This window comes from Kribbella sp. NPDC054772, assembly GCF_053611945.1.
The window spans coordinates 48105-61264 of the sequence record NZ_JBSHBJ010000014.1; the positions used below are offsets into that span (position 1 = coordinate 48105).

11 protein-coding genes are annotated in these 13160 nt (G+C 68.9%); 7 read left to right on the plus strand and 4 right to left on the minus strand.

Features of this window, described 5'->3' with window-relative positions; translation table 11 throughout:
* Nucleotides 1-69 precede the first annotated feature (69 nt).
* Complete coding sequence (locus tag ACWGID_RS22160; protein ID WP_452199327.1) at nucleotides 70-690, plus strand: PH domain-containing protein; 621 nt, start codon at nucleotides 70-72, stop codon at nucleotides 688-690.
* Here ACWGID_RS22160 and ACWGID_RS22165 read toward each other — a convergent pair.
* On the minus strand, nucleotides 687-1898 hold the full coding sequence (locus tag ACWGID_RS22165) for a GNAT family N-acetyltransferase (protein ID WP_452199329.1): 1212 nt from the start codon (nucleotides 1896-1898) through the stop codon (nucleotides 687-689). The two genes, ACWGID_RS22160 and ACWGID_RS22165, sit on opposite strands and share 4 nt — an antisense overlap.
* An 84-nt stretch (nucleotides 1899-1982) precedes the next feature.
* On the opposite strand from ACWGID_RS22165, the gene ACWGID_RS22170 reads away from it, so the two are divergent.
* Nucleotides 1983-4787, plus strand: a complete 2805-nt coding sequence (locus tag ACWGID_RS22170) for a BTAD domain-containing putative transcriptional regulator (protein ID WP_452199331.1) — start codon at nucleotides 1983-1985, stop codon at nucleotides 4785-4787.
* On the opposite strand, the gene ACWGID_RS22175 is transcribed toward ACWGID_RS22170, so the two are convergent.
* Nucleotides 4788-6071, minus strand: a complete 1284-nt coding sequence (locus ACWGID_RS22175) for a phospholipase D-like domain-containing protein (protein ID WP_452199332.1) — start codon at nucleotides 6069-6071, stop codon at nucleotides 4788-4790. It lies immediately after the preceding gene.
* Between the two features lie 86 nt (nucleotides 6072-6157).
* Between ACWGID_RS22175 and ACWGID_RS22180 the strand changes: the two genes are divergently transcribed.
* Nucleotides 6158-6664 carry a peptidase inhibitor family I36 protein gene (locus ACWGID_RS22180; RefSeq protein ID WP_452199334.1) on the plus strand — a complete coding sequence of 169 codons (507 nt, stop codon included), beginning with the start codon at nucleotides 6158-6160 and terminating at the stop codon, nucleotides 6662-6664.
* A 1-nt stretch (nucleotide 6665) separates the two neighbouring features.
* Here the strand turns inward: ACWGID_RS22180 and ACWGID_RS22185 are convergent, their stop codons facing one another.
* The gene (locus ACWGID_RS22185) at nucleotides 6666-7229 is read right to left on the minus strand and encodes a GtrA family protein (RefSeq protein ID WP_452199336.1); all 564 of its coding nucleotides are present in this window, start codon (nucleotides 7227-7229) and stop codon (nucleotides 6666-6668) included.
* 144 nt (nucleotides 7230-7373) lie between these two features.
* Between ACWGID_RS22185 and ACWGID_RS22190 the strand changes: the two genes are divergently transcribed.
* The 3 genes from ACWGID_RS22190 to ACWGID_RS22200 all read left to right on the plus strand — a co-directional run bounded on the left by ACWGID_RS22190 (nucleotide 7374) and on the right by ACWGID_RS22200 (nucleotide 10351).
* A complete protein-coding gene (locus ACWGID_RS22190; RefSeq protein WP_452199337.1) occupies nucleotides 7374-8546 on the plus strand; it encodes a 5-(carboxyamino)imidazole ribonucleotide synthase in 1173 nt (390 codons plus the stop codon).
* Between the two features lie 8 nt (nucleotides 8547-8554).
* On the plus strand, nucleotides 8555-9055 hold the full coding sequence (gene purE, locus ACWGID_RS22195) for a 5-(carboxyamino)imidazole ribonucleotide mutase (protein WP_452199339.1): 501 nt from the start codon (nucleotides 8555-8557) through the stop codon (nucleotides 9053-9055).
* Nucleotides 9056-9130: 75 nt separating this feature from the next.
* Nucleotides 9131-10351, plus strand: coding sequence for an MFS transporter (locus tag ACWGID_RS22200; protein ID WP_452199341.1), 1221 nt, complete (start codon nucleotides 9131-9133; stop codon nucleotides 10349-10351).
* Nucleotides 10352-10381: 30 nt separating this feature from the next.
* On the opposite strand, the gene ACWGID_RS22205 is transcribed toward ACWGID_RS22200, so the two are convergent.
* Nucleotides 10382-11719: a UDP-glucose dehydrogenase family protein gene (locus ACWGID_RS22205; protein ID WP_452199343.1), complete on the minus strand. Its 1338-nt coding sequence runs from the start codon at nucleotides 11717-11719 to the stop codon at nucleotides 10382-10384.
* Nucleotides 11720-11843: 124 nt separating this feature from the next.
* Between ACWGID_RS22205 and ACWGID_RS22210 the strand changes: the two genes are divergently transcribed.
* Nucleotides 11844-13007 carry an acyl-CoA dehydrogenase family protein gene (locus tag ACWGID_RS22210; protein ID WP_452199345.1) on the plus strand — a complete coding sequence of 388 codons (1164 nt, stop codon included), beginning with the start codon at nucleotides 11844-11846 and terminating at the stop codon, nucleotides 13005-13007.
* The last annotated feature ends 153 nt before the right edge of the window (nucleotides 13008-13160 follow it).

Here is a 13160-nt window from a genome sequence, read left to right on the forward strand (position 1 = left end):
TTAAACCATCTTTTCGCTCGATCGTGTCGGGAGGGGACAACCGAACCTGCGACCTGTGAGACTGGGGGTATGGCGATCTCGGCGAAGTTGTTGGGTGAGGACGAGTACGTCGTCGTCAGCACCCGGACGCACTGGAAGGCGCTGATCGGCCCGGTGCTCCTGCTGCTCGTGGTGGCGGCCCTCGGTGGGTTCCTGGCCGCGATCGTGCCGACCGGCTCGTTGCAGACGCCGGCCCGGATCGCGATCCTCGCGGTCGGCGTGGTGGTACTGGCGATGTTCGCGCTGAAACCGTTCCTGAACTGGTTCTTCTCGACGTACACGATCACCAACCGGCGGCTGATCACCCGGCATGGCGTGCTCACCCGGACCGGCCGGGACATCCCGCTGATGCGGGTCAACGACGTGTCGTACGAGCACGGGCTGATCGACCGCATCCTCGGGTGCGGCACGCTGCACATCGAGTCCGCCGGCGAACGCGGTCAGGTGGTGCTGCCCGACGTACCGCATGTCGAGCACGTCCACCTGCAGATGTCAGACCTGCTGTTCGGCGGCCCCGACGGCAAACCTGGCGACGGCATCCTCGAGGACGAGGCGCCTCCGGAACACATGCGCCGCCGCCCCCAACAGCAGGAACGCCCCACCCGCCCCGACGACGGCGAAACCCTCTTCAGCTCCGACGACGACCGCTAGAAGATCTCGACGCTGACTGGGGCGAGGGGCCAGTTGAAGGCTGCTGTGGCTCGGTTGAGGGCGCCGGGGGTGTGTTCGGTGACTCGGCCGGTGGTGGCGAATTCGGCGAGGTGGCGGCCGCCGAGGTAGGTCGCGGCTAGTTCGGCGACCGAGAGGGTCAGGTCGGCGGGGCTGTCGGTGCGGTCGCAGGTCACCAGCGCCTCGTCACCGGTCAGCCGGAAGCGGCCGTTGTTCGCTTCGATCAGGCCGTCCGTCACCTCGAGAACGAGGTCGATCGGTACGGCGTACCGCCGCTCCCGCAGCGCCCGCGGTACGTCGGTCACGCGGAGCCAGAGCGACTCGCCCACGCGGCGGTCGAGCGCCGTCGGCGTGCTGACGAGCTGAAGCAGCGGCTCGTCGACTGCGGCGTACCCGTAGCCCAGCTTCGCACTGAGATCCATCGTCAACAGGTGCTGCCAGAGCGCCCGGTACGCCGGGAACTCGGGCGCGACGAGTTCCTCGACAAGGACCTCGTTCGCCGGCCCGGTGGGGATCCAGTTCATCTTGCCGCGCCAGAGGGCGTACCCGTCGACGGTCCCGGCCTCGTCGCGGTGCACCAGGATCTCCAGGGCCGTTCGCCCGTTGCGGTCCTCCGGCTTGTCCTTCAGGTGTTTCCGCCACCGCAGCTCCGAGCGCCCCGACACCCCGGGCCGCTGCTCCTGCAGGCGGCGCAGAACAGCCGGCAACTCCTTCAGCGCCTCGTCCGCCGTCAGTACACCGAGCGCGCCCGGGCGGATCGGATCGTTGGTCGGACCAACACGATGCAGATCGACCTCGTACGCCGTACCCCAGGCGGCCGCGGCGTACCCGAAGCGGCCGTAGATCGCCGGCTCGCTGGCCCACAGCACGGCGACGGCCTCCGGGACCTCGCGGAGCTGCCGCCCGATCAGCTGCGACATCACGCCGCGCCGGCGATCCGTCGCGCGTACCCCGACCCCGGTGACGTGCGCGGCGTCGACCACCGCACCCGGGACGGACAGGTCCCGCGTGAGCACCGTGGTCGTCCCGATGACGGCCCCGTCGTCGGTCGCCACCAGCGTGCGCTCGGGCTCGAACAGCTGCCGCCCGAGCTCGTCGGAGGACGGGTCGAACATCATCGCCCCGCCGAACACTTCCCGCGTCGCCTCGAAATCGGCGGCCGTCGCTGCGCGTACCTCGATGTCGGTCACCCCCGCATCTTCACATGCCGAACCGGAGACGGCAGCTGGTTTGTGACAGCGGAATGACACCGGCGGCGATTATTGTGCGGTGGAATGAATCGACTGGTCGAGATCCGCGTTCTCGGCCCGGTCGACGCGGCGATCCGCGGCCGTCCGGTCGGGCTGGGGCGCCCGCGAGCCCTGCAGGTGCTGGCCGCGCTGGTCCTGCACGAAGGCCGCGTGGTGCCGCTGGAACGCCTGATCGCCATGGTGTGGCAGGACGATCCACCGGCCTCGGCCCGGACCCAGGTCAGCATCCAGATCTCGGCGCTGCGGCGCGCGTTCGACCTCGGCGACGGCACACCCCCGGTGATCATGACCACGCCGGGCGGCTACCGACTCGACCACACCCGCGTCTGGACCGATGTCGCCGAGGCCGGTCGCCTGATGGCCGCAGCGAAGGCCGAGACCGATCCCGCCGCTGCGGTGGAACAACTGCGCTCGGCACTCGGCCTGTGGCACGGCCCAGTGCTCGCCGGTCTGGAAGCACCCGGGCTGGCCGCCGCGGCTCAGCAGTGGAGCGAGGCGCGGCTGTGGACCTGCGAACAGCTCTACGCCCATGAGCTGACGCTCGCCCGCGGTCGCGAGCTGGTCGGCGAGCTCACCCGCCTCGTCGCCGAGCACCCGTTGCGCGAGAAGCTGCGCGCCCAACTCGTCACCGCGCTGTGGCAGTCCGGCCGGCGAGCGGACGCACTTGCCAGTTACCAGGAGGGCCGTCGGGTCCTGCTCGACGAGCTCGGTCTCGAACCGGGCCGGGAGCTCCGCGAGGTCGAGCGGACGGTGCTGACCGCGGACCCGCCTCGTGCGAATGCCGGCGTACCGGATCCCGCTCATGTCGTGCCGGCGGAGTTGCCAGGTGAGCTGCCGGTGTTCACCGGCCGGGAGCAGCAGCTGAATCGCTTGGTGGAGTTGTTGTCATCGGATCCGCCGTACCCCGTGGTCGCGGTGGCGGGTCCCGGTGGCGTGGGGAAGTCGACGCTCGCGATCCAGGTCGCGCACAGTCTGGTCGGTGGGTTTCCGGACGGTCAGATCTACATCGATCTGCGGGGATCCACGCCCGGCAGCAGGCCGTTGGCGCCGAAGGCGGCGCAGGCGCGGATCCTGCGGTCGCTCGGGACCAGCGACCGCGCCGTCCCGAGTGATCCCGACGAAGCGTCCGCGCGGCTGCGGTCGCTGACCAACAGCCGCCGCTTGCTGTTCGTCCTCGACAACGCCCACGACCCGGCGCAGGTCGCGTCGCTGATCGCCGCCGGGCCGGGCTGCCGAGTCCTGGTCACCAGCCGACGCGTTCTGGTCGATCTGCCCGGTGCGGTCCACGAGAACCTCGACGTACTCACTCACGCCGAGGCGCTCCAGCTGCTCAAGCGATTGACCACCACGGCGCCATACGACGAAGGCGCTGCCGACGAGATCGTCCGTCTGTGCGGTCACCTGCCGCTCGCGATCTCGCTCGTCGCCGCTCGGCTCGTCACGCGGCCGGGCTCCACGCTGCCCGATCTGGCGGACCGGCTCCGGCAGGAGGACGACCGGTTGGATGCCCTGAGTTCCGGCGACCGCGCGCTCCGCGCCGGCTTCGAACTCGGGTACGCCGAACTCGGACCGCGGCACCGGCGGCTCTTCCGGGCGCTCGGTCTCCTCGACGGCGCAGACCTCGGCGTACCGGTCGCTGCCGCACTCGTCGGGCTGCCGCCGGAGACAACCGGCCGACTGCTCGAGGACCTCACCGACGCCCAGCTGATCCGTTCTCCGCGACCCGGCCGCTACGCCATGCACGACCTGCTGCGGCTGTACGCCCGGGAACGCGCCCACGCGGAGGATCCCGAGGCCGACCGTGTCGCCGCGTTGCGCCGGGCCTTCCACTGCCACCTCGCCACCGCACGCCGAGCCATCGAGATCGCGCTTCCCTTGGCGACCTGGCGTAACGACCTCGAACCACAGCTGCTGACCCGCGACGGCGCGACCCTCGACGACCGGGACGCGGTCTACGCGTGGCTGGACGTCGAACGGGACAACCTGCTCGCACTCGTCCAGCAGGCTGCCGAGCTGCCCACCGACGAAGGCCCGGTGCTGACCGCGGCACTGTGCGCCGTGTACGCCGTACTCCTGACGAACCGTGGTCGCGTGGGGGACGCATGGACGATGGGTGTCGTCGCACTCGACGCGGCCGATCACACCGCAGACCCGCGGCATCTGGCGGCCGCGCACGAGGCGATCGGGTACGGGCAGATGCAGATCGGCGACCTGAACGCGGCGCCGGAACATCTCCGCCAGGCGCGCGAGGCGTACCGCTTGATCGGCAACCACTCGACCGAGGCCGCGCAGGTCCACATGCTCGCCGTCGTCCAGCACCGGCTCGAGCGGTACGACGAGGCGATCGGCTCGTACTCCGAAGCGATCGACCTGGCCCGGAGCGCCGGCCGGGACTTCGTCGTACCGCTGTATCTCACCGGTCTGGGCCTGACGTATCGGCATCTCGGGCGGACGGACGACGAGGTGCGGACGCACACCGCGGCGCTGGACGCCGCCGAGGCGTCCGGCGAATCGCGGCGGATGACGTCGATCCTGGCGAACCTGGCCGAGGCACTGCGCCGGTCCGGCCGTTTCGTCGAGGCCATCGCGCACTTCCGCCGGGCGCTCGAGTTGCGCAAGGCAACGACCGACACGTACCTGGACGCGGAGATCTGGTGGGGTCTCGGGAAGACGTACCAGGATCGCGGCGAAGCGGTGGAGGCGCGGGCCGCCTGGTCCACGTCCGCGGGGATCCTGGCCGGCCTTGGACTGATCGATGCCGACGAACGGCACGCGATCGAGTCCACCGACCGGCCACGGACTCCCGACGTCATCAGTCGCAACCTCTGATCAGATGCAGTCCGGCGAGTGGTCCGGTTCGTTGCCGTTCTGCTGGGCACTCGTCTGCCAGTCGAGGTTCGCGCAGGTCCGGATCCGCAGGAACTGCTTGACGAAGTCGTCGTGGATCGTGTCGTTGTCGATCATCAGCAGCGACTCGTCGTTCGACGCGTTGGACTTGTTGTTGAAGTTCAGCGTCCCGGTGAAGACCACCTTGTTGTTCGGCTGCTTGTAGTTGCCGTCGATCATCAGATCCTTCTGATGCAACTGCTTCCGCTTCGGACCACGGGACCCGTCGGCCTTGTAGGTGTACTCACTGAACTCCCGCACGACGGGTCCGTGGTACCCGTTGGGCTTTTTCAACAGGTGCTCAAGGGGCTGTGCGTCGCCCGGCTTGTCGCCATGAGAGATCTCGCTGGCCACGATGTCGACATAACAGCCTTCCTGGTCCTTCTGCCACAGGGCATCCGCGATCCGGCTCCCGTTGTGGCCGGCGAACGAGTTGTTGGCGACCCGGATGATCGTCCGGTGATTGTCCGAGGTACCACCGGACGTGTTGCCCGTGCACTTGATGTCCTTCAGCACCTCGACCCAGGTGGTGCCCGTGTCGTCGCGGCGCGGCGAGTGCGTCAGCGTGAACTCGTCGTCGGAGTACTTGTGCTTATGGAAGTAGTCAGGCTCCGGTTCGGCCGCATGCAGGTCCTCGAAGTACGCGCGATAGGCGTCGAACAGACCTTTGTGCCCCACCAGCGTGACGGAGCTGTTCCACATCTTCGTTCCGGAGAACTCGTTGAGGTTCGCGGAGGACTGGACGATCACGTTACTGGCGCCGGCGGTCTTCTCGAACAGGAAGAACTTGTTGTGCATGATGTGCGAGCCCAGGCACGAGTACTCCCCGCCCTTCCCCGGGCAGAAGAACACCCACGACTGCTTCGTCGGGTCCTTCTCGAGCTTGTCCTTGAGAGCGACGGCGGCGGGGACGTTCCGCTCAGCCCCACTGAGGACGACCTGGATGCCCACGCCGTTGTCGGAGGCCTTCATCAGGCTGTCCCGGATGCGGGGTTCGTTGAAGTGATAGTGCGCTACCCAGATCTTGCTGCCCCTCTCAGCGTTGTCGATCAAACGCACGATCTCGGCGACGATGTCGTCGTTCTCGGACGTGTTCGGGTTGCTGAAGGTGGTGTGGTCGGTGAGGGCCTGGGTCTTCGCGACGCTCGTGGGTACGCCGCCGGCCAGGAGAAGTGACCCGGACGCGACGACGGTGGCGACGAGGCCGGCAAGTATCCGTGATCTCATGGCCGGGACCGTACGGACGCCGGTTATCGGCGCAGTATCCGCCGGTGATAACCGGCCGATAACCGCGCTGGCTACCGTCCTGGCGCATGATCAAGCTGACGCTTCTCGCCACCGCTGCCACCGCGAGCCTGCTGGCAGGCGGCGCGGCCCACACCACCGCAGCGCCGCCCAGGACCGAAACTGCCGACACTGCCGCAGCCACCGTCGCCGCGGCCGAGCTGAACTGTCGGCAGACGGCCGCGAAGTACGCGAAGAGCGGCTACGTTTTCCTGTACGCCAGGGACGACTGTGCGGGCAGTAACGACGCCAAGGACAAGGGCAATGACAGCGACTACGGCGACGGCAAGGGTGCCATCAAGGCGTTCGACAACAAGACCGCCTCGGTGCTGAACACCTCATCGAGGCCGGTGAAGTTCTACACGTACCCGAAATACAACTCGGGCGGCAAAGGCGACTCGTTCTGCCTGGCGCCCGGGCGCTGGGTGAACGTGCTGTGGCACTACGGCGACACCAGCGGTAACTGGGCGAAGAGCATCAGCTCGCATCGCATGGTCACCGCGGCGGAATGCTCCCGCTGGTTCGGCTGGCAGTAGATCAGCGGACGGCGGGAAGGTCGCCGGTCGACTCGGTGTCGTCGAGCTCGGCGGGGGAGTTCGGCGCCGGGGTCTGCTCGACCTCGTCGGGCGCGGTCTCTTCCTTGAACACGAACTTCCGGTACGACCAGAAGCGGAACAGCGTGCCGAGGCCGAGGCCGATGAAGTTCGCCGCGATGTTGTCGGACAGCCAGCTGTGCAGGTCCAGCACGTACCGCGAGAAGGCCAGACAGCCGGCCGCGATCAGCAGGCCGATCCCGTTCAGCACGAAGAACAGCACGTACTCACGGTGCAGTCCGCTGCGCTCCCGGTCCCGCCACGTCCAGTAGCGGTTCCCGAAGTACGTCACGACGGTGGCGACGGTGGTCGAGATCAGCTTCGCGGTCAGCGGCTTGTGGTGCAGCATGCCGACTCCCGAGTCGGCGAGCACCAGCGGGTTGTTGAACACGAGCCAGTTGTAGATCGGCAGGTCCACGACCAGACCGAGGACACCGATCAGTCCGAACTTGGCCACTTCGTGCACCAGGTGCTGGAACTGGCGGTACAGCGTGGTGACGAGCTTCAACGGTGTTCGGAACCTTCTGTGATCAGATCGCGACGGGCAGAACAGCTTCCCACGGTACCTGGCGACCGGTCAGACACCGAAATCCTCAGCGCGCCGCGGTGGCCGCCGTAGGAGCGATGTTGTATGGACATTAGGCTCACCGCTGTGAAGTTCGATCGAAACGACCTCCCCGTCGGTACGCCGGTGGTCGGCATGGTCGGTGGCGGCCAACTGGCCCGGATGACCCAGGAAACGGCCGTCGCGCTCGGCATCCAGCTCCGGGTGCTCGCCGAAGGCCCCACGGTGTCGGCGGCCCAGGCCGTCGCCGACGCCCCCGTCGGCGACTACAAGGACCCCGAGGCGGTACGCCGGTTCGCCGCCGAGTGTGACGTGGTGACGTTCGACCACGAGCACGTGCCGACGGACCTGCTGCACTCGCTCGAGGCGGACGGGGTCGCGGTCCGGCCCGGTCCGGACGCGCTCGTGCACGCCCAGGACAAGGCCGTGATGCGGGCCCGCCTCGACACCTTCGACGCGCCGTCGCCGGCGCATCAGGTGGTCGAGTCGCCCGCCGACGTCGCGGACTTCGCCAAGCGGGTCGGCGGCTTCCCGATCATCCTGAAGACCACCCGCGGCGGGTACGACGGCAAGGGTGTCTGGTTCGTCGACGGCCCTGACGACGAGGCGATCGGCACCGCCTTCGCGAGCGGCGTACCGATCCTGGCCGAGGAGAAGGTGGACTTTGTCCGCGAACTGTCCGCGATCGTGGCCCGCTCGCCGCACGGGCAGGCGGTCGCCTACCCGATCGTCGAGTCGGTGCAGAAGGACGGCATCTGCGTCGAGGTCACCGCGCCCGCGCCCGGCCTGGCGCCGGAGAAGGCCGCCCAGGCGCAGCAGACCGCGCTGCGGATCGCCGGCGAGCTCGGCGTGGTCGGCGTCCTCGCGGTGGAGATGTTCGAGGCCCGCGACGGACGGCTGCTGGTCAACGAGCTGGCGATGCGCCCGCACAACACCGGGCACTGGTCGATCGACGGGGCGGTCACGTCCCAGTTCGAGAACCACCTGCGGGCCGTCCTCGACCTGCCGCTGGGGTCGCCGGCCGCGCGGGCGCCGTACACCGTGATGGTGAACGTGCTCGGCGGGGACGTCGAGGACATGCACCGCGGCCTGCTGCACTGCCTGGCGCGCGACCCGGGCCTCAAGGTGCACTTCTACGGGAAGTCGGTGAAGCCGGGCCGCAAGGTCGGCCACGTCACGGCGTACGGCGACGATCTCGAACAGACTCGTGAGCGGGCCCGGCACGCGGCCGCTTACCTGACCGGCACGATCGACGAATAGGACTGCTGATGATTGGCATCGTGATGGGGTCGGACTCCGACTGGCCGACCATGAAGGCCGCGGCCGAGGTGTGCGCGGACTTCGAGGTGCCCTTTGAGGCAGACGTCGTCTCGGCGCACCGGATGCCGACCGAGATGATCGACTACGGACGGTCAGCCCACGAACGCGGCCTGAAGGTGCTGATCGCGGGCGCCGGCGGAGCCGCGCACCTGCCCGGGATGCTCGCGTCGGTCACGCCGCTGCCGGTGATCGGCGTCCCGGTGCCGCTGAAGTACCTGGACGGGATGGACTCGCTGCTGTCGATCGTGCAGATGCCGGCCGGGGTGCCGGTGGCGACGGTCTCGATCGGCAACGCCCGGAACGCAGGGCTGCTGGCGGTCCGGATCCTGGCCGCTTCCGACGAGAAGCTGCGGGACCGGATGATCGGGTTCCAGGCGTCGCTGGCGGAGATCGCGCGTGGGAAGGGCATCACGGTGCGTGACGGGGCGGCAGAGTTGCGTAAAGGCTGAAGGAGTCGCTGGTTTTCTCCGGACGGGGGCGGGTAGTCGTGAGATCCCATTGGTTGTCGTTTAAGGTCGTCGATCGTGACTCCGCCCACTGAACCGGATACGCAGCGCATTCCGGTCCGTTATTGGATCTGGCTGTTCGGCGCGTTGGTCTCGCTGCTCGGCGACCTGACCATGATGTTCGCCATCGGATGGTCCGCCAGCCAGCACGGTGGGCGGGTGGCCGGTCTGATCCTGCTGCTGGCTGCCGCCCCGCGCGCGGTGCTCCTCCTGATCGGCGGAGCCGTGGGCGACCGGTACGGCGCTCCGCGGGTGCTGCTCGTCAGCTGTGTCGCGATGTTCGTGGTCACCGCCGCCCTGGTGCCCGCCACGCTCGCGGTGGGCGAGCCGATCTGGTTGCTGGTGGTCCTGGCCCTGGTGGTCGGCGTCATCGACGCGTTCTTCCTGCCCTCGTCCCGCTCGATGCCGCGGCTCCTGGTTCCGCCGGAACAGGTGCCGAGGGCGCTGGCGAGCTTCCAGGTCTCGGGCGTCGTCTTCGCCGTCACCGGTACCGCGGTCGGCGGTCTCCTGGTCAACTGGGCCGGTCTGTCCGCGGCGGCCGGCTTCGACGCGATCACCTTCGGCATCATGATCGTGGTGCTGTACCTGCTCCGCGGCACCACCGCCCCGCACGGGTCCCGGACGACCAGCATGTTCCGGTCGATCGCGGACGGCCTCCGTGCGGCCTTCGGGCGGCCGCTCACCCGGGCGCTGCTGATCACGATGACGATCGCAGCCGGTTTGTTGATGCCGATGGACGCCCTGCTGCTGCCGTTGCTCGCCCGCGACCACCACTGGGACGCCACGACCGCCGGCATCCTGATCGCGACCCGGAGCCTCGGGGTCGGAGTCGTGTCGATCCGGATCCTGATGCGCGGCGCCTTCCAGCGCCCCGGGATAGTCGCGATGCTGGGTCTGCTGCTCGCCGCCGTCGGCTTCATCGGCCTGTCCGCGTTCCTCCCGCTGCCGCTCACGATCGTGGCGGCGGTGATCAGCGGCATCGGCGTCGGCACCTTCACCGGGCACATCCTGCCGCTGCTGATGAACTCGGTCGAACGCGAGTACCAGTCCCGCCTGCAGTCGGTGATCGTGCTCTGCCAGAGCCTCGCCCAGGTCGTGATGAACCCGGTGCTCGGCAGCCTCGCGGACGTCCAGAGCATCCAGATCACCGGCGTCTGCCTCGGCATCGGCGTCGCGGTCGCGCTGATCGGCCTGATCGCCCTCAGCCGCCCGGTGATCCGCAACGCCCGGGTCAGCTGACCCGGGCTCTCTGCTTTTACGGCTTGTGCGTTACGGCTTGCCAGGCGCGCGGTAGGTCCAGCCTGCCGCCCGCCACGCCTCGACATCGAGGTTCAGCCGGGCGTCGACGACAACCGGTGCGGCGACGACGTCCTTCAGCGCGGCCGGGTCGAGCGCACGGAACTCCGGCCACTCCGTGAGGTGCAGTACGGCGTGCGCGTCGCGGCAGGCCTCGACGGCGCTCGGGGCGTAGCGCAGCGTCGGGCGGACCCGGCGGGCGTTCTCCATCGCCTCGGGGTCGTACACCGTGACGTTGGCCCCGTGCAGCTGGATCCGGCCGGCCACGTCCAGCGCGGGCGAGTCCCGAACATCGTCCGTACCGGCCTTGAAGGCTGCGCCGAGGACCGTGACGTTCTTGCCGATCCATTCGCCGCCGAGCATCTCGTGGGTCAGGTGCACGATCCCCGCGCGCCGGTGCTGGTTGATGTCGTCGACCTCGCGGAGCAGCGTGATGATCTCCTCGACGCCGAGCTCGCCGGCGCGGTGCATGAACGCCCGCAGGTCCTTCGGCAGGCAGCCGCCGCCGTACCCGGGGCCGGCGTTCAGCGCGCCGCGGCCGATCCGCTGGTCGTACCCGAGCGCGTCCGCGAGCTGGGTGACGTCCGCGCCGGTCGCGTCGGCCATCTCGGCGAGCGCGTTGATGAACGAGATCTTCGTGGCCAGGAACGCGTTCGCGCCCGCCTTCACCAGCTCCGCGGTCGGCAGGTTGCACACCACCACCGGCGTACCCTCGCCGATCGGGGTGGCGAACACCTCGCGCAGCCTGCGCTCGGCGGCGTCGGACTGGACACCGAAGACCAGCCGGTCCGGGTGCAGCGTGTCCTCGACGCCGTGCGCCTCGCGGAGGAACTCGGGCTGCCAGGCGATCTCGACCGCCGCACCGGCGGGGGACTCGGCGTGGAAGCGCTGCTCGACGATCGTCGACGTACCGACCGGGACCGTGGAGCGGCCGACCACCAGCACCGGCCGGGTCAGCAACGGCGCGAGCATGTCGACGACCGAGTGCACCTGCGACAGGTCCGCGGCCTCGCTGCCCTCGAGCTGCGGCGTGCCGACGCAGACGAAGTGCACGTCGGCCCAGTCGGCGATCTCGGTGTAGTCGTTGGTGAACCGCAGCCGGCCGGACTCGGTGTGCTTCTTCAGCAGCGGGTCCAGCCCGGGTTCGTACAGCGGGGCCTTACCGTCGTTCAGCAGCTTGAGCCGGTGCTCGTCGATCTCGACCCCGATCACGTCGAAACCGAACTCGGCCATCCCCGCGGCGGTGTTCGCGCCTAGGTAGTTGGTACCGATGACGGCGATCCGCAGCGGCCGGGGCGTCGCTTCACTCATGTCGGGGACTCTACCCATCGTGGTTATCAGCCGGTGACCGGCTCATGTCTGCAGAGTGCGCTGTTGCTCACTTTCGGGGTACGACGTCCCCCGCGCGCGGGTGGTTCGTCGTACTGTGTGACTCGTGAGTAACTCATTCGAGCTGTACGCGCTGTCCGAGGAGCACCAGGCGATCCGCGAGGCCGTTCGCGACGTCTGTGACGCCAAGGTCGCCCCGCACGCCGGGGACGTGGACGAGCTGGCCGAGTTCCCGAAGGCGTCGTACGACGCGCTGAAGGCCTCGGACTTCCACGCGCCGCACATCCCGGAGCAGTACGGCGGCGCCGGGGCGGACGCGCTCGCCACGGTGATCGTGATCGAGGAAGTGGCGCGGGCCTGCGCCTCGAGTTCGCTGATCCCGGCCGTGAACAAGCTCGGCTCACTCCCGCTGTTGCTGTCCGCGTCGGACGAGGTCAAGCAGCGCTATCTGCCGCCGGTCGCGGCGGGCGACGCGATGTTCTCCTACTGCCTGTCCGAGCCCGAAGCCGGGTCGGACGCCGCGTCGATGAAGACCCGCGCGGTCCGCGACGGCGACGACTACGTGCTGAACGGCGTGAAGCGCTGGATCACCAACGCCGGCGTCAGCGACTTCTACACGGTGTTCGCGGTCACCGATCCGTCAGCGCGGTCGAAGGGCATCAGCGCGTTCGTCGTGGAGAAGTCGGACGAGGGCGTGTCCTTCGGTGCGCCGGAGAAGAAGCTCGGGATCAAAGGCTCACCGACCCGCGAGGTGTACTTCGACAACGTCCGGATCCCTGCCTCGCGGCTGATCGGTGCTGAAGGCACCGGCTTCGCGACCGCGATGGCGACGCTGGACCACACCCGCGTGACGATCGCCGCGCAGGCGCTCGGGATCGCGCAGGGCGCGCTGGACTACGCGCTCGGGTACGTCCAGGAGCGCAAGCAGTTCGGCAAGGCGATCGCGGAGTTCCAGGGCCTGCAGTTCATGCTCGCCGACATGGGCATGAAGATCGAGGCGGCCCGCCAGCTCACGTACGCCGCCGCGGCCCGCTCGGAGCGCAACGACAGCGACCTCACCTACTTCGGCGCCGCCGCCAAGTGCTTCGCCTCCGACGTCGCGATGGCCGTCACCACCGACGCCGTACAACTCCTCGGCGGCTACGGCTACACCCACGACTACCCAGTCGAACGCATGATGCGCGACGCCAAGATCACCCAAATCTACGAAGGCACCAACCAAGTCCAGCGCATCGTCATGGCCCGCCAACTCCTCAAAGGCCTCAACTGATCCCGGCCGGGCGACACACGCGTTCTTGAACAGCAGCTGTGCGCGGCGCCGGGCGGCGCCGGCCCGCGGCGCGGTGGATTTCGCCCCGCCCCCGAGGGGGAGCGGCGGGGCTGTCTAGGGCGGCTGAGCGCGGGAGAACGGCCGCCGCGCCTC